The 15824-nt window shown below is 72.4% G+C and carries 14 protein-coding genes; 6 read left to right on the plus strand and 8 right to left on the minus strand.

Translation table 11 applies throughout. The features are described from left to right. Window positions 1-26: 26 nt before the first annotated feature. Both AC067Z_RS02940 and AC067Z_RS02945 read left to right on the plus strand, forming a co-directional pair. Window positions 27-725, plus strand: a complete 699-nt coding sequence (locus AC067Z_RS02940) for a copper homeostasis protein CutC (RefSeq protein WP_478787649.1) — start codon at window positions 27-29, stop codon at window positions 723-725. Window positions 726-881: 156 nt separating this feature from the next. Then, window positions 882-1316 (plus strand): hypothetical protein, encoded by a 435-nt coding sequence (locus tag AC067Z_RS02945; RefSeq protein WP_478787650.1) that lies wholly within the window; start codon window positions 882-884, stop codon window positions 1314-1316. A gap of 15 nt (window positions 1317-1331) precedes the next feature. Here the strand turns inward: AC067Z_RS02945 and AC067Z_RS02950 are convergent, their stop codons facing one another. Then, a complete protein-coding gene (locus AC067Z_RS02950) occupies window positions 1332-3413 on the minus strand; it encodes a HelD family protein (protein WP_478787651.1) in 2082 nt (693 codons plus the stop codon). Between the two features lie 319 nt (window positions 3414-3732). Here AC067Z_RS02950 and AC067Z_RS02955 point away from each other — a divergent pair, with 319 nt between their 5' ends. Next, window positions 3733-3918 (plus strand): hypothetical protein, encoded by a 186-nt coding sequence (locus tag AC067Z_RS02955; protein WP_478787652.1) that lies wholly within the window; start codon window positions 3733-3735, stop codon window positions 3916-3918. Between the two features lie 248 nt (window positions 3919-4166). Here AC067Z_RS02955 and AC067Z_RS02960 read toward each other — a convergent pair whose 3' ends face one another. Beyond that, the gene (locus tag AC067Z_RS02960) at window positions 4167-5837 is read right to left on the minus strand and encodes a DNA repair helicase XPB (protein WP_478787653.1); all 1671 of its coding nucleotides are present in this window, start codon (window positions 5835-5837) and stop codon (window positions 4167-4169) included. A gap of 129 nt (window positions 5838-5966) precedes the next feature. Here AC067Z_RS02960 and AC067Z_RS02965 point away from each other — a divergent pair, with 129 nt between their 5' ends. Further along, window positions 5967-6386, plus strand: coding sequence for a hypothetical protein (locus AC067Z_RS02965; protein ID WP_478787654.1), 420 nt, complete (start codon window positions 5967-5969; stop codon window positions 6384-6386). Here AC067Z_RS02965 and AC067Z_RS02970 read toward each other — a convergent pair. Beyond that, window positions 6376-8901: a helicase-associated domain-containing protein gene (locus AC067Z_RS02970; RefSeq protein WP_478787655.1), complete on the minus strand. Its 2526-nt coding sequence runs from the start codon at window positions 8899-8901 to the stop codon at window positions 6376-6378. The genes AC067Z_RS02965 and AC067Z_RS02970 overlap by 11 nt on opposite strands. 101 nt (window positions 8902-9002) lie before the next feature. Here AC067Z_RS02970 and AC067Z_RS02975 point away from each other — a divergent pair, with 101 nt between their 5' ends. Beyond that, window positions 9003-10007: a hypothetical protein gene (locus AC067Z_RS02975; RefSeq protein WP_478787656.1), complete on the plus strand. Its 1005-nt coding sequence runs from the start codon at window positions 9003-9005 to the stop codon at window positions 10005-10007. A 780-nt stretch (window positions 10008-10787) separates the two neighbouring features. Here the strand turns inward: AC067Z_RS02975 and AC067Z_RS02980 are convergent. The 4 genes from AC067Z_RS02980 to AC067Z_RS02995 all read right to left on the minus strand — a co-directional run bounded on the left by AC067Z_RS02980 (window position 10788) and on the right by AC067Z_RS02995 (window position 14752). Next, window positions 10788-11759: an ABC transporter substrate-binding protein gene (locus AC067Z_RS02980; protein WP_478787657.1), complete on the minus strand. Its 972-nt coding sequence runs from the start codon at window positions 11757-11759 to the stop codon at window positions 10788-10790. Next, window positions 11756-12580, minus strand: coding sequence for an ABC transporter ATP-binding protein (locus tag AC067Z_RS02985; RefSeq protein ID WP_478787658.1), 825 nt, complete (start codon window positions 12578-12580; stop codon window positions 11756-11758). Before AC067Z_RS02985 ends, AC067Z_RS02980 begins: the two co-directional genes overlap by 4 nt. Then, entirely contained in the window at window positions 12577-13650 is a 1074-nt protein-coding gene (locus tag AC067Z_RS02990) for a FecCD family ABC transporter permease (RefSeq protein WP_478787659.1), read from the minus strand. The genes AC067Z_RS02985 and AC067Z_RS02990 overlap by 4 nt, the downstream gene beginning before the upstream one ends. A gap of 91 nt (window positions 13651-13741) precedes the next feature. Continuing rightward, complete coding sequence (locus tag AC067Z_RS02995) at window positions 13742-14752, minus strand: FecCD family ABC transporter permease (RefSeq protein WP_478787660.1); 1011 nt, start codon at window positions 14750-14752, stop codon at window positions 13742-13744. A gap of 101 nt (window positions 14753-14853) precedes the next feature. Between AC067Z_RS02995 and AC067Z_RS03000 the strand changes: the two genes are divergently transcribed. Next, window positions 14854-15513 carry an HAD family hydrolase gene (locus tag AC067Z_RS03000; RefSeq protein ID WP_478787661.1) on the plus strand — a complete coding sequence of 220 codons (660 nt, stop codon included), beginning with the start codon at window positions 14854-14856 and terminating at the stop codon, window positions 15511-15513. Here AC067Z_RS03000 and AC067Z_RS03005 read toward each other — a convergent pair. Continuing rightward, complete coding sequence (locus tag AC067Z_RS03005) at window positions 15489-15728, minus strand: hypothetical protein (protein WP_478787662.1); 240 nt, start codon at window positions 15726-15728, stop codon at window positions 15489-15491. The genes AC067Z_RS03000 and AC067Z_RS03005 overlap by 25 nt on opposite strands. Between the last annotated feature and the right edge of the window lie 96 nt (window positions 15729-15824).

Below are 15824 nucleotides of genomic sequence, written 5' to 3' on the forward strand. Positions count from 1 at the left end.
CGTCGTCTTCTGGAGGAATGGGCCCCATGAGCAACCGTGCACTCCTGGAGGTGATCGCTCTCGACGCGGAGGACGCGGTTGCCGCCCGGTCCGGAGGGGCCGACCGGCTCGAGCTGGTCACCGACATGGCAGCCGACGGTCTGACCCCGTCACGGGAGACGTTCGCCCGCATCCGGGCGTCGGTCGACATCCCGCTGCGTGTGATGCTGCGCCTCGCCGACGGGTTCGCGGCGGGCGGACCTGCGGACGTCGACGCGCTCGTGCGCGCGGCCGAGGGGCTGCGGGCGGAAGGGGCCGACGAATTCGTGTTCGGCTTCCTGGACGATCACGGCCAGCCGGACCTGGTGGCCGTGGAGCGGCTGGTGGCGGTCCTGGGCGGCTGCCGGTGGACGTTCCACCGGGCGATCGACCGTGCGGCGGACCGCGCCTCCCTGCGCAAGCAGCTGGCGGACGTACCGGGCCTCGACACCTATCTGACGGCGGGGTCGACGGCAGGCGTCGACGACGGGCTGCCGACGCTGCTGACGGAGGCTGCGCGTCGTAACGAACCGGGCTACGAACCCGCGTTGCTGGTCGGCGGCGGCCTACGGCTGTCCCACGTCCCGGCCCTGCGCGCGGCCGGCGTCACAGGCTTCCACATCGGCGGCGCGGCGAGGCCGGCCGGCTGGGACGCGCCGGTCTCGGCGACGGCGGTCGAGGAGTGGCGCGCGGCGCTGGACTCCTAGGCCCTGCCCGGGCGGATGCGACCTGGGTTCTGTCGGGGCCGGGGCCCTTGCGTGCGACGTCTTCGGCGTGATCGCGCCATGGCGGGATATTGCTACCGGCCCTTGCCCGGAACGATCTAGTGTCTGGAGAAATTGTGTTCGAGGGGGGATTTTTTCGTGCGCAGATCTCTGGCGACCATCGCCGTTCTTGCCTCCACCGTCGCGGGTGTCGGCGTTGTCAACGCTCCTGCCGCGTCCGCCGCGTCCTACGGGTGTTCGGGATCGCTGGTCGGCACCTGGCCGTTGAAGGGCCCTGGTCAGGAAACCTGGTCGAACGTGAACCTGTACTACTCCTCCGCCAACGGTGGCACGAACTGCGCTGCCCTTGTGGCGAAGAAGTACTACGGGACGAGCCACTACATGTCCGTCTCCATCAGGGTCACGGGCACCGCGACCCTGCCGGGCGACGAGAACGAGGGGCAATTCAAGTACTACGCCGGTCCGGTCACCCGGACCGGCACCAACGGAAAGTGCATTTCGATGACAATCACCGAAGGCGCCGGGTCCGAGTGGACGGTCGGACGAAGCGTCGACGGCGTTGCCTGCGGCTGACGTCCTGAACCGCTGTCACCCCAGTTGGGGTGGCAGCGGGGCCGAGTGGACGATCGTCAGGGCCGAGACCGCGCGGGTCAGTGACACGTACAGCCGGCGCAGGCCCGTGCGCTCGTCCGGTTCGGCCGCGACCACCGACGACGGTTCGTCCAGGACCACGTAGTCGTACTCGAGCCCCTTCGCCAACGACGCCGGGACGAGCGTCAGCCGGGATTCCGGCGTCGTCTCCTCGCCCGGCGCGAGATACGCAAGCCCCGCGGCGTTCAGCGCCTCGGCCAGGGCCGGGATGCGGGAGTCCGCCGCGATCAGGCCGATCGACCCCTCGTGCCGCAACGACTCGACGCAGGCCGAGACGACATCGGCGTCGAGGTCGCTGCTCGCACGGACGGACAGCGAACCCGGGTTCTCGCGGACCGAGGAGACCGGAGCCAGGCCCGGCGACATGTGGGGCAGCAGCCGCGACGCGTACGCGATCACCTCCCGCGGCACACGGAAGCCGGCCGTCAGCTCCTCGACCAGGGCCTCCGGCTTGCCGAGGTGGTGCAGTGCCTCTGCCCACGACACCGTCGCCCACGGTGTCGTGCCCTGCGCCAGGTCGCCCAGCACCGTCGCCGAACCCGTCGTGCAGCGGCGGCCCACCGCGCGGTACTGCATCGGCGACAGGTCCTGGGCCTCGTCGAGGACCACATGGCCGAGCGAGTGCGTCCGCTGCACCAGGTCGGTGGCCTCGTCGATCAGTACCGCGTCCGCCGCCGACCACTTCACCGACCGCACGCTGCGGGCCGGCTTCGCCCACAGGATCGCCGCCTGCTCGTCGGCCGACAGCAGCCCGTCCGCGTGTTCCGCGAGGAAGTCCGCGTCCGAGAGCAGCCGCAGCACGAGCTTCGCCGGGTCCACCGGCGGCCAGATCGCCTTGACCGCGGCCTTCACCGCCGTGTTGCGGGCGACGGAGTCCTGGACCCGGTCGTCCGGTGCCTCGCCGCCCTGCTCCATCCGCACCAGCACCGCGTGCGCGATCCGCTGCGGGAGGGCCTCGCGGGCGGCCCCGTAACGGATGTCCCGGTCGAGCAACTCGCTGACGATCTCCTGGAGTTCGTACGCCGGGATCCGCCAGCGCCGCGAACCGCGGACGACCATCACCGGCTCCGTCGGCAGCGTGACATGCGAACGGACCGCGCGTCGCAGCACAGCCGCCATCCGCGCGTCGCCCTTGACGACGGCCGCGCCGGCCGCGTCCGTGCCGCGCACCTCCACGTGCGACACCAGGTCGTCGACCGTGGACTGCTTGACCTCCAACTCGCCCAGCGCAGGCAGGACCTGCTCGATGTAGTGGAGGAAGGAACGGTTCGGCCCGATGACGAGCGTGCCCGTGCGGGCCAGCCGTTCCCGGTGGGCGTACAGGAGGTACGCGACCCGGTGCAGGCCGACGGCCGTCTTGCCCGTGCCGGGGCCGCCCTGCACGCACACCGTCCCGGACAGGCCGCTGCGGACGATCTCGTCCTGCTCGGGCTGGATCGTGGCGACGATGTCCCGCATCGGACCGACGCGCGGCCGTTCGATCTCCGCCTGGAGCAGCTCGGACGTCCGGTCGGCCTCGGACGGGTCGGTGAGGTGCTCGTCCTCGTACGCGGTCAGCTCGCCGCCCGTGTAACCGAAGCGTCGCCGCAGGGCCACGTCCTGCGGGTCCTTGCGGGAGGCGCGGTAGAACGGCTGCGAGACCGGAGCACGCCAGTCGATGACCATCGGGTCGCCGCCGGCGTCATGGACGTGCCGGCGACCGATGTAGAAGCGCTGGCCCTCCTGCGTGGTGTGCAGATAGTCGAGGCGGCCGAAGAACAGCGGGGTGTGGGACAGGTCGGCCAGCGCCTTGATGCGCTCCTCGATCTGCGCCCCCAGGACGACGGCGTTCACCCAGTTCGCCGTGACGTCCTTGATGTCGAGCGACTCGACGTCCTCCCGCATCGCGCGCAGCGCGGCACGGGAGGCGGCCAGATGCCCCCGCTCGCGTCCGAGCGGATCGCCGTCGGGGACGGCGGGGGCCGCGTCGGAAGGGGCGGCTGCGACGGATACGTCGGGTACAGGGGCGTGCGCGGGCACGGTCGACCTCCGGGCTGATGCTGCGTGATCACGACATGGCAGACCGGCCGGTTTCCGTCCGGGCGGTGGCGCTCCTCGAAGGAGGCGGGAGGGCCCCGGCCGAGCCGGGGGCAAGCCCGCGATTCTAGTCAGCGCCTCAGGCGGGGGCGAACGGTTTTCTCCGGGCGCGAGCCCGTGGGGTACCGGCGGCTCCTCCCCCTGAGGGTGCGGGGCTCCTCCCCGTAGGGGACGGGGTCTGTCTGGAGGAGGACAGGCGCCCGCACACGGTTCAGCCCCCAGAGCGATGCTCCGAACGGGTGACAAGGGTCACCATGGAGGTATGACCACAGCGACTTTCACCCCAGGCACCCACGCCGGTCGTGGCGCCACCGCCTCAGGCGCCGGACGGCACCCGCACCACCGCGTCGGGAACGCTCTGCGCGCGGTCAAGGTCTTCGCCGAGGCTGTGTTCTCCGTGGCGGTCCTCGGCGAGTACGCCGAGGAGGCGGGCGTCCGCCGCCACTGAGTCAGCCCGGTCGTGGCTGGCCACGGCCGGGGCCGTTGGTGGTTGCTGTCCGTGGTGGGTTTTCACGGGGTGTGTGTGGGCGCAGCCGGGTCGTGGTTGGCGACGGCCGGGGCCGTTGGTGGTTTCTGTCCGTGGTGGGTTTTCACGGGGTGTGTGTGAGTGCAACCGGCCAGGGCCGGTGAGGCCAGGGGCGCGGCCACGGGCCGCCTGCCTCAGCAGACCCCGGCCGCAGCCACGGGCCGCCCGCCTCAGCGGACCGGGTCCGCCGGACCTTCCGCGTCACCCGACAGCAGCTCGTCCGCGTCCACGATCCGGTACGCGTATCCCTGCTCCGCCAGGAACCGCTGGCGGTGCGCCGCGAAGTCCTGGTCGATCGTGTCCCTCGCCACCACCGAGTAGAAGTGCGCCTTGTGGCCGTCCGCCTTCGGGCGCAGCACGCGGCCCAGACGCTGGGCCTCCTCCTGGCGCGAGCCGAAGGTGCCGGAGACCTGGATCGCCACCGTCGCCTCCGGCAGGTCGATCGAGAAGTTCGCGACCTTGGACACGACCAGCACGCTGATCTCGCCGTTGCGGAAGGCGTCGAAGAGCTTCTCGCGCTGGGCGTTGGACGTCTCGCCCTTGATGACCGGCGCTTGAAGATGCTCACCCAGTTCGTCGAGCTGGTCGATGTACTGGCCGATGACGAGGATCTGCTGGCCCTCGAACTTCTTGACCAGCGCCTCGGTCACCTTCCGCTTCGTCGCCGTCGTCGCGCAGAAGCGGTACTTCTCCTCCGTCTCGGCCGTCGCGTACGCGAGCCGCTCGGAGTCGGTGAGATTGACCCGCACCTCCACACAGTCCGCGGGCGCGATGTAGCCCTGCGCCTCGATCTCCTTCCACGGCGCGTCGAAACGCTTCGGCCCGATGAGCGAGAAGACGTCCGACTCGCGGCCGTCCTCGCGGACGAGGGTGGCGGTGAGACCGAGGCGGCGACGGGCCTGCAGGTCGGCCGTGAACTTGAAGACGGGCGCGGGCAGCAGGTGCACCTCGTCGTAGAGGATCAGTCCCCAGTCGCGGGAGTCGAACAGCTCCAGATGCGGGTAGACGCCCTTCCGCTTGGTCGTCAGCACCTGGTAGGTGGCGATGGTGACCGGGCGGATCTCCTTCTTCGTACCGCTGTACTCGCCGATCTCGTCCTCGGTCAGCGACGTCCGGCGCACCAGCTCGTGCTTCCACTGGCGGGCGGAGACGGTGTTGGTGACGAGGATGAGGGTGGTCGCCTTCGCCTGCGCCATGGCACCCGCCCCGACCAGCGTCTTTCCGGCGCCGCAGGGGAGGACGACGACACCGGAGCCGCCGTGCCAGAAGCCCTCGACGGCCTGCTTCTGGTACGGGCGCAGCGCCCAGTCGGTCTCGTCGAGGTCGATACGGTGCGCCTCGCCGTCGACGTACCCGGCGAGGTCCTCCGCCGGCCAGCCCAGCTTCAGCAGCGTCTGCTTGATCTGCCCGCGCTCGGAGGGGTGCACGGCGACCGTGTCCGGGTCGATCCGGGTGCCCACCAGCGGCTGGATCTTCTTCGACCGCAGGATCTCCTCCAGCACCGGCCGGTCGGTGCTGGTGAGGACGAGCCCGTGGGTGGGGTGCTTGGAGAGGGTGAGCCGGCCGTAGCGGGACATCGTCTCGGCGACATCGACGAGCAGGGCGTGCGGGACGGGATAGCGGGAGTACTCGACGAGGGCGTCGACGACCTGCTCGGCGTCGTGCCCGGCGGCGCGCGCGTTCCACAGACCGAGCGGGGTGACCCGGTAGGTGTGGATGTGCTCGGGGGCACGCTCCAGCTCCGCGAAGGGCGCGATGGCGCGACGGCAGGCGTCCGCCAGCTCGTGGTCGACCTCGAGAAGCAGGGTTTTGTCGCTCTGGACGATGAGTGGACCGTTCACGCGGGCTGCCCTTTCTGCGGCACTCGGCCTGTCGGCCAAATCTCCAGTGTGCCGTATGAGTACGGGGACGGGACCGGATGAGTACGCGGGCTCTGATCCGCCGGGACGGCGCAGCGGTTGAGTAGGGCCATGGGAGATCTGCAGAACGGCCGCGCGCACCACGACCCGAGCGGATGGCCGGCGGGCCTGCGACAGGTGTACACGCCGCCCGCGCCGTACTGGGCACCGGTCGTGGTGCGTGCCTCCGTGCCCGACCCGCAGTGGTGGCGGCTGCCGCTGCTGTTCACGCCGCTGGTGGCGCTGCTCGCCTGGGCCGATGCCGTGACGTCGGACCTGCCGCTCGACACCGGGCTTGCGCTCGGCTACCTCGTACCGCTCGTCATGGTCGCCTTCACCTGGCTGCCGGACGGCACATCCGACCGGCGGCGGATGCGTGTCACCCTCGGCGCGACGGCATGCCTCTTCGCGCTCATGTACACGAAAATCGTCATGACCGTCGGGGTGGCCGTCTTCGTCGTGATGCTGTTCACCGGCAACGTCACGGTGTAGCCGCTCCGTCGTCCGCGAGCTCCGCGACGCCCGTGATGCGGTGCAGCGGGTACGTCTTCACCTCGTCCGCCGTGTGGTCGTACGCCGTCACATAGCCTCCCTCCACCCGGACCGGCGCGATCACGCGCTGGCTCGCCGCACCGTCCGCGTTGACGTAGCCGATCCAGAGCGACGCGCCGGTCATGGCGGCGGCCTGGACGGTGGCAAGGGTCTCGGCGGACGTCGTCCGGGGCAGTTCGCCGTTGCGCAGCGGCCGGGCGTCCTCGGTGACGGGCCTGCGTTCGACCGTGGCCGCGAGATCGCCCGCTCTGATCGCCTTCACGGCCGCGCCGAGCAGGATGCGGTCGGGCACGGGCGGACCGTCGGGAACAGGGGCGGGTGCCGTACGCGGCGGGGTGCGGCGGGCGTGGGCGCGGGCGATCAGCACATCGCCCTCCGTGGACTCGGCGGCCGGCGCGTACCCCAGGGAGCGCAGGCCCTCGAGGAGCGCCGCCGGGTCGGCCTGGGCGGCCAGGACGGTGGGCGCGAGGCGGCGCAGCCCCAGGTTCTGCGAGCGCTTGTCCGCCAGGATCTCGCCGAGGAGCGCGTCGTCGTCGCAGCGTACGTAGGCGGACGCGGCGCCGATGCGGAGATGGCCGTGGCGGCGGGCGACGTCGTCGATGAGGTAGCTCAGCGGCTGCGGCACGGGGGTGCGGGAGTGCCTGGCCAGGAAGGTGTGCAGATCCGACGCGGCGCGTCCGGCGTCGAGCGCCCGGCGCACGGACGCCGGTGTGAAGCGGTAGACGGTGGCGCCGCCCTTGGACTCGACGTCGGCGAGGACGGCGAGCGTCTCCGCGAGGGGGCGCTGCAGAGGGCCGGGAGCGACGGCCGTCAGGTCCGCCTGGAGGAGGACGTGGTCGAGCGGATCGGGAAGCAGCGGCGCGAGGAGGGCGGCGGCGCGAGCGCGGCGGGCGGCGAGTTCGCCGGGGGCGGGGTGCGAGGCGGCGCTCGGGGCAGGCGCGCCGGACGGCTGCGGGGCCGTGGGAGCGAGCAGCGCTCGCGCATGCGCGGCGAGCCCGCCGCGGCCCGTCATGCCCAGCAGCTCCGCCTCCGCGAGCGTCCAGGTCGCCGCCCGTGCCCGCAGATCCTTGGACGTGACCCCGGCGTCGCCGCGCAGCGGCCGTTCCCACCGCAGCCGTTCGAGCAGCGCCTCCGTGTCCGGGGCCGTACCCGCGGGGAGTGCCGCCATCAGTTCGAGGACACGGAGGCGGACCTCCAGCGCGGCCGAGCGGTCGAGGTCCGGGCCGAGCGCGGCGAGTGTGCGGCCCTTGGTGTCCTGAGTGCCCACCAGACCCGGTGTACGGGTCGCCGTCAGCCATGCGGTGGCCAGCGCGGCCCATCGTTCGGCGGCGGGGAGCTCCAGCCAATCGTCGTACGCGGGCGTCGGCGCATAGCGCTCGTCGGCCTCGCCGTCCGACGCCAACAGTCCTGCCGCGTAGGAGAGTTCGAGCCAGAACGCGGCGAGCTGCTCGGTCGTGTCGAGTGCGGCCGCGGTCCGCTTCAGATCCCGTACGGACAGACCGCCCGCGCGCAGCACCGCCGGGCCGCCCTCGTGCCAGTCCTTCAGCAGGTCCTCGACCGTGGCCAGGGAGGTGTACGCCTGCCCGGCGGCCGCACTGTCCACAACCTGTGGACTGCGTTCGACGGACGGCGCGACCTCGGGGGCCACCGGCTGCAGCCTGCGGTGCGCCCGCCCGCCCCGCAGATGGAGCGCCACCTCCCTCGGCAGCACCAGCGTCCGCGGCGATGCGGGCAGCAGCAGCCCGCGGTCCCGCAGCCACTGCACGGGTGGCGTCGGCGACGAGGTCACCTCCCCGTACGGCGGACCCCACACCAGCCGGTCGAGCACCGACAGCGCCTCCGGCGGAGCCGTGTCCAGCAGCAGCGCCATCCGCCGCCGGTCCGTGAACAGCCCGGTCAGCGCCGCAACCGCGGACACCGGATCGTGTGTGCCCGGCAGCCCGGCGGCCGTGAGGATCTCCTGCAGCCGGCCCGGCGACATGCCCGCGGTCGCCTCGACGACGGTCGGCCCGAGACCGGTCGGCGAGGGACGCGTCGGGGACGGCGCGAGCAGCTCACGCACGGTGCGCACCAGCCGCAGCCGGTCGTCGCCGCCCCACACCAGCGCCTGGCGCCGCAGCTCGTCGACGGCCTCCGGCAGCGCCGCCTCGACATCACGATCGCCGTCGTCGCCGGTCAGCAGCGTGAGCAGGCTCCCGTACGAAGCGGGATCCGGCGCGACGGCCAGTGCCTCGGCGGTCTGCAGCACGAAGCGGTTCAACCGCTCCAGCGCGCGGACGACCGAGGCGCGAGTGCCGGCACGGGTGGCGAGCTGGCCGACATCGGTCGGCACCGGGCTCAGCAGATCGGGACGGGCACGCAGCAGCGCGGCCAGTTCGTCGTCGGCGCGGGCGCGCAGCGCTTCGGCGAGTGTGCGCGGGCCGGTGCCGCCGCTTCGTTCGGGCATGGTCCCCATCCGCCCCACGTTAGCCCCTGGAGCGCTACCGTCGAGGGCAGGGCGGGCCCGGGACGACGGCCGCCTTCGCCGGGAACGTACGGGAACGTAGGGGAACGTCCGTGGGGATCGAGAGCGACCAGCTCGTCTACGACTATCTGAGCCGGGTCGGCGACCTGGCTCAGCAGGCCCAGCTTCCGTCGGGCACCCGTATGCGGCTCGTGACGTCGCTGCGCGGCGAGATCGACAAGCAGCGGGCGAAGGCGATGGGGGACACCCCGGCGGGCGTCCGCCGTATCCTCGGGCGGCTCGGCTCGCCGGACGAGGTGGTGGCGGCCGCGGGGTCGGGGACGGGGGAGTCCGCCGGGGCTCCGAAGCCGGCGTCGCCGACGCAGCCGCCGTCGGCCGTTCTGGGGGGCGACGTGCCGACGATGCCGCGGCAGCGCGGCCGCCGGCGCATCCCGCGCCCGCGCACCACGGACGCCCCGGCGCCCCCGCGGGCCGCGTCGCCCCCGCACCTCGCCGGCATGGACGAACTCGGCCCCTCGGGCTCCGAACCGGACTGGTGGCGCGTCGATCCGGGGCCGCTGGGGATGGCGGCGGGGGAGCGGGTCGGTGGGTTCGTCGGCGGGGTGGAGATCCCCGAGATACTGAAGCCGCCGCCGCTCTCGGACACGGCTTCGGAGACGGACGGGAGCGAGGACCCGGAGACCGATGCCCCGGAGGCGGAGGTGGAAGCGGCCTCGCGCCGGTGGCTGCCCCGTATGCGCCGCGGCGAGCCCGTGGCCACCGGCCTCGGCAGCCCGGTCCTGCTGCTGGCTGCCGCGCTGCTCGTCCTCGGAGCGGTCATCGGCTCGCTGATCGCGCTCGCGGGCGGATGGCTCCTCGCATACGCCTCGCGCCGCCTGACCCCGACGGAGACGAAGCTGGCGGTCATCGGCCTGCCGGCCGCGGCCGTGACCGGCGGCGTCGTATGGCTGTGGGGCCGGATCAACGGCCACTGGGGCACGACGATCCCCGAGGACGGCCTGCGGGACGCGCTGACGGGGACGTGGCCGTGGGTGCTGAAGGGGGCGGCGGTGGGGTCGGCGCTGTATGTGGTGTGGCGCGCGCGGAGGCGGGGGTAGTCGGCCGCTGCGCGGGCGATTCCCCTACCCGCCCTTTCCCGAAACCGGGGCAATCCCCGGGCCCCGTAAGCCGCTTCGCGCGTCGCTGTCCGCAATCGCCCCCTACGGCCCGGCGGCCGTGGGGGGCGGACGGAGTCCGGGTGAGCCGGGCGGGCTGAATTCGCTCCGCGAGATCCGGCCCCCGGCCCGGGGCCCATCCACCCGGCCGAGGGGCGTGGGTGGTTCGGGAGGCGGGTCCCCGTCATCCGGCCCCCGGCTGGGGGCACCCGCCCGGAATCCGCCCGGGTCACCCCAACCCACGGCCCCCGGGCCGTAGGAGGGTTCGGGGGCGGGAGTCCGTCGCACCCCCGGCTCGCTGGGGAGGTCACCCTCCCCCTGCGGCCGAGGGGCGTAGGCGGTTCGGGGGCGGTGCGGTGCGGTATCCAGCCCCCGTTGGGGCGGGGGACCCAACCCGCAGCCGTAGGGCCGGAGGAGGGTCCGGGGGAGTCCTCGACACCCAGCCCCGCTGGGGCCCTCACGCCGCGGCCGAACGGCGCAGAGGGTCCGGGGGCGGGAGCCCTTCGACATCAGCCCCGCTGGGAAGGCCGTTGGGGGGCGGCACCCCAACCCGCGGCCCCCGGGCCGTTGGAGGGTCCGGGGTGGGAGCCCTTGGACATCCGGCCCCGCTCGGGAAGGGCATAGGGGCCGGGGCGGGGCGACGGCCGGCCCCCAGGCCGCCGCACATCCACCCCCGCCGGCCGGAAATGGCCCGCGTGGGCGGCCATCTCCCCCGTCATCACCTCACTTCGTGAGGTTCGTCCGCAGCTCGTCCAGGATCTGTGACGCCGCCGTGTAGCCGATCCCCTGGATCCACAGTTCGTCGTCGACGCCGAACGCCCTGTCGTTCTTCACCGCCGACATCCCCTTCCACAGCGCGCTCTCCAGCGTCCCCGTCCGCTTCGCCTTCTGCGGGTCGCCGTACGTCGAGTGGAAGACCACGTCCGCGTCCGCCAGGTCGATCTTCTCCGGGCTCACGTCGTACGAGAAGCCGTCCTTGGCCTTGTCGGTGACGACCGGGCGGCCCAGGCCGACGTCCGCGAGGATCGTGGAGATGTAGTTCTGCCTGCCGTAGATGCGGATGTCCGCGCCCTCGACGAAACGGACCACGTTCACCTCGGTACCGGCCGCCTTCTCCTTGCCGCCGATCGCGTCGGTGACCTTCTTCGCGTGGGAGGCGTAACCGGCGACGGCCTTCTGCGCCTCGGCCTTCTTGCCGAGCGCGTCGGCGTGGAGCTGGAAGTTCTCCTTCCAGGGGTGGCCGGTCGTCTCGGTCATCACCGTCGGCGCGATCTGCCTGAGCTGCTCGTACTTGTCGCCGTGCCGGATCTTGGACGTCAGGATCAGGTCGGGGTCCAGCGCGGCGATCGCCTCCAGGTTGGGGGTCATCATCTCGCCGACGTCCTCGATGCCCGCGACCTTCTCCTCGGGCAGGTAGTCCAGGAAGCCCGACTCGACGCCTGCGTGGGTCGCGCCGACCGGCTTCACGCCCAGTGTGATCGCGGAGTCCAGCTCGGCGGTGTCGAGGACGACGACCCGCTTCGGGGCGTCGGGGACCTCGACATCGCCCATGGCCGTCTTCACCGTGTGCGTCCCGCCGTTCGCGGGCTTCCCCGAGGAGTCCGAGGAGTCCGAGGAGCCGCAGGCGGAGAGGGCGAGTGCCGCAGCCACGGCGACCGAGCCGGACTGCAGGGTGCGGTGGCGGAGAACGGTCATGAGGAAGAAACCCTTTCGGACGGAGACACGGGCGAGGGCGTGTACGGCGCACCGGGCACGACGAGCGGCGAGCCGGTCACCGGGTCGGGTATGACCACCGCGTCCATGCCGAAGACCTCGCGGACGAGTTCGGCGGTGACGACGTCCGCGGGGCTCCCCTCGGCGACGATCCGCCCCGCCTTCATGGCGACGAGATGATCGGCGTAACGGGCGGCCTGGTTGAGGTCGTGCAGCACGGCCACGACGGTGCGGCCGCGTTCGTGGTTCAACTGCCGCACCAGGTCGAGCACCTCGACCTGGTGCGCGATGTCCAGAAACGTCGTCGGCTCGTCCAGCAGCAGCAGATCCGTCTCCTGCGCGAGCGCCATCGCGATCCACACGCGCTGCCGCTGACCGCCGGAGAGTTCGTCCACCGGACGATCGGCCAGCGCCGTCACGTCCGTACGCTCCATCGCGTCGGTGACCGCGCGCTCGTCCTCGTCGGACCACTGCTTCCACCAGGCCTGGTGCGGCTGCCGCCCGCGCGAGACGAGGTCGCCGACGGTGATCGCCTCCGGCGCGACCGGCGACTGCGGCAGCAGCCCGATCGCCTGCGCGATCCGCTTCGTCGGGATCCTCGCCAGCTCCTGCCCGTCGAGCAGCACCGCGCCGCCCTTGGGCTTCAGCAGCCGGCCCAGCGCGCGCAGGGTCGTCGACTTGCCGCAGGCGTTCGGACCGACGATGACGGTGACCTGTCCGTCGGGGACGGCGAGGTCGAGCCCGTGGACGACGGTCCGGTCGTCGTAGGCGAGCGTCAGCTCGCGGGCCGTCAGCCTGCTCACGAATTGCCTCCAGCGGTACGGCCGGTGTGGCTGCGGACGATCAGCCAGATCAGATAGGGGGCGCCGACGGCGGCGGTGAGCACGCCGACGGGCAGTTCGGTGGGGGAGAACATCCGACGTGCCAGCAGATCGGCGAGCACGACGACGACCGCGCCCATCAGGGCCGAACACAGCAGCGGGATCTGTGCGGTACGGGTCAGGCGGCGGGCGATCTGCGGGGCCAGCAGCGCCACGAAGTCGACGGGACCGGCGGCGCCGGTGGCGACCGACGCAAGGACGACGCCGAGGAGAACGAGGCCGAGCCGCACGCGTCCGAGCCGCACGCCGAGAGCGGTGGCGGTGTCGTCGTCCATCGTGACCGTGCGCTGCGCGCGCGCCGCCCAGAGCACGGCGGGCAGGAGGGCGAGCAGGGTCCAGCCGAGGGGCGCGGCCTCTTCCCAGCCACGGCCGTTGAGCGATCCGGTCATCCAGATCTGGGCCTGCTGGGCGACGAGATAGTCCCCCTTGGTCATGAACAGCGTGGTGACCGACCGGAGTGCGATCGCGAAGCCGATGCCGATCAGGACGAACCGGGTGGCGTGCAGACCGCCGCGCCACGCGAAGACGTACACGAGCGCGGCGGCGGTGATGCCGCCGGCGACGGAGAGGTAGGGCAGGGCGGTGTACGAGGTGACCCCGAAGGTCAGCGCGGCGACGGTCACCGCGCTCGCGCCCTGACTGATGCCGATGATGTCGGGGCTGGCGAGCGGGTTGCGCGCAACGGTCTGGATGAGCGCGCCCGCGACACCGAACGCGGCGCCGACGAGCAGTCCGACGACCATGCGGGGCAGCCGCAACGTGCCGACGACGAGTTCGTCGGGGGACGGCTGCCCGAGGAGCACCGTGATCACTTCGCCGGGGGCTACGAAGCTCTCGCCGACGCAGAGGTAGGCGACGGAGGTGGCGGCGAGCACGAGGGCGAGAACGCCGGCGACGAGCGCCGCGCGGCGGTGGAGCAGGAGACTGCCCCGGCCGGCGCGGATGCGGGCGTAGCCCGCGGGGCGGACGGTCGTCAGGGTGTCAGCGCTCACGCGGCGCCCTCCTCGTGTGCGGAACGCCGCCGTCTGTGCCCGTCGGGTGTGGGAGGTGCCGCCGCCGGGACCGACGCCGAAAGCGCAGCGCTCACGCCGGCACCGCCTTGCGGCGGACCAGCGTCACCAGGAACGGCACGCCGATCAGCGCCGTCATCACCCCCGCCGGGACCTCGCTCGGCGGGAAGACGATCCTGCCGAGCACATCCGACACGAGCAGCATCACCGGGCCGACGAGCGCCGCCATCGGCAGCACCCAGCGGTGGTCGCCGCCCACGATCGCGCGGGCGATGTGAGGGACCGCCAGGCCGATGAAGGCGATCGGGCCCGCGGCCGCCACGCCCACTCCCGTCAGCACCGTCGCACCGACGCCGCCGACGACCCGGACCGTCGCCACGTTCTGGCCGAGGCCCTTCGCGACGTCCTCGCCCAGCGCCAGGGCGTCCAGGCCCCGGGCGACCGACAGCACCAGCACCGTGCCCACCAGCAGGAACGGCCAGACCTGGCCCACGATCTCCGCGTCGCGGCCGGCGACCGAGCCGACCTGCCAGAAGCGGAACTCGTCCAGTGCCGCCGCCTTCGTCGTCAGGACGCCCATCGTCACGGACACCAGCAGAGCGTTGATCGCCGCGCCGCCCAGCGCCAGTTTCACCGGTGTCGCGCCGCCGCGGCCGCTGGAGGCGATCGCGTACACCGCGACCGAGGCGAGGGCCGCTCCGGCGAAGGCGAACCAGACGTACCCCGTCAGTGTGTGGATCCCGGCGAACGCGATCGCCAGCACCACACCCACGGATGCGCCTTGGCTGATGCCGAGGATGCCGGGGTCGGCGATCGGATTGCGGGTGATGCCCTGCAGCGCCGTCCCCGCGAGCGCGAGCGCCGTGCCGACCATGACACCGATCAGCGTGCGCGGTACGCGCAGTTCGCGGACGACCTCCGCGTCGGGTCCCTGCCCGCCGGCGAACAGGGCGTCGATCACGGTCGTCGGCGCGATCGCGCGCGCCCCGACGGCGAGGCTCAGCAGGACCGCCAGCAGCAGTGCCGCCACGGCCGCCGTCGTCCACCCGAGGCGGCGGACCGCGACCACGCGTCTGGCTGTCATGGGGACCTATCGAAGCAGGACTGGTAAGGGTTGGCTAAGTCTATGTGGCCGGAATGAGACGCTCCGAGGGGGGCGCCCCCCCACCCGGGCACAATGGCGCCATGGCTTCTGTGTCCTCCTCGCGCTCGAACACCGCGCCGCATCCGCCCACCGTCGGCTTCGACCTCGACATGACACTCATCGACTCCCGCCCCGGCATCCATGCCGCCTTCCGAGCGCTCTCCGCCGAGACCGGAGTGTGGATAGACGCCGATCTGGCGGTCAACCGCCTCGGGCCGCCGCTCGAACAGGAACTGGCGCACTGGTTCCCCGACGAGAGGATCCAGGAGATGGGCGACCGGTACCGGGAGATCTACCCGGAGCACGCGATCGGGCCGACGCTCGCGATGCCCGGTGCCCGCGAGGCCGTCGCCGCCGTCCAGGAACTCGGCGGCCGGGCGATCGTCGTCACCGCCAAGCACGAGCCCAACGCCAGGCTCCACTTGGCGCACCTGGGCATCACCCCCGACGAGACCATCGGCTGGCTGTGGGCGGAGGCCAAGGCGGAGGCGCTGAGTGAACACGGCGCGAGCGTGTACGTCGGCGACCACATCGGCGACGTGCGGGGCGCCCGGGTTGCCGGCACGCTGTCGGTCGCCGTGCCGACCGGGCCGTGCGGCCCGGACGAACTGCGCGAAGCGGGCGCGGACGTGATCCTGACGGACCTGACCGCGTTCCCGGACTGGCTGAAGACGTACTACGACCGGGCGGATCCGGCCTGACGGCGCTGCGCGGCGATCGACCGCAGCACCCCTGCCGCGGCGATCATGAAGCCGACGCCCATCAGCATGCAGACGGCGTACGCGATCGGCGGAAACGGCTCGGTGCCCAGGAACAGCGGGGCGACGGTGACCAAAGTGGCCACCGCTCCGACGATGAACACGATCGCGCCGACGCGCACCAGCCCGTCGCCCGGGGCGGGAGGAGTAGCAGTCATTCGGCCAGGGTAGTTCCCTTGCGCGCAGGAACCGACCGGGGACGTCTTGTCACCAGCCTCTGGACCATTAGCCTTGGGGGTGGCGGGTCAGGCGAC

This window comes from Streptomyces sp. NPDC043812 (genome assembly GCF_056436245.1).

Excerpts from the sequence above, each read along its gene's own strand:
- AC067Z_RS02970 (WP_478787655.1), bottom strand. The coding sequence starts at position 8,901 with ATGGGGACCATGCCCGAACGAAGCGGCGGCACCGGCCCGCGCACACTC.
- AC067Z_RS02940 (WP_478787649.1), top strand. The coding sequence starts at position 27 with ATGAGCAACCGTGCACTCCTGGAGGTGATCGCTCTCGACGCGGAGGAC.
- AC067Z_RS02965 (WP_478787654.1), top strand. The coding sequence starts at position 5,967 with ATGGGAGATCTGCAGAACGGCCGCGCGCACCACGACCCGAGCGGATGG.
- AC067Z_RS02955 (WP_478787652.1), top strand. The coding sequence starts at position 3,733 with ATGACCACAGCGACTTTCACCCCAGGCACCCACGCCGGTCGTGGCGCC.
- AC067Z_RS02980 (WP_478787657.1), bottom strand. The coding sequence starts at position 11,759 with ATGACCGTTCTCCGCCACCGCACCCTGCAGTCCGGCTCGGTCGCCGTG.
- AC067Z_RS03005 (WP_478787662.1), bottom strand. The coding sequence starts at position 15,728 with ATGACTGCTACTCCTCCCGCCCCGGGCGACGGGCTGGTGCGCGTCGGC.
- AC067Z_RS02995 (WP_478787660.1), bottom strand. The coding sequence starts at position 14,752 with ATGACAGCCAGACGCGTGGTCGCGGTCCGCCGCCTCGGGTGGACGACG.
- AC067Z_RS03000 (WP_478787661.1), top strand. The coding sequence starts at position 14,854 with ATGGCTTCTGTGTCCTCCTCGCGCTCGAACACCGCGCCGCATCCGCCC.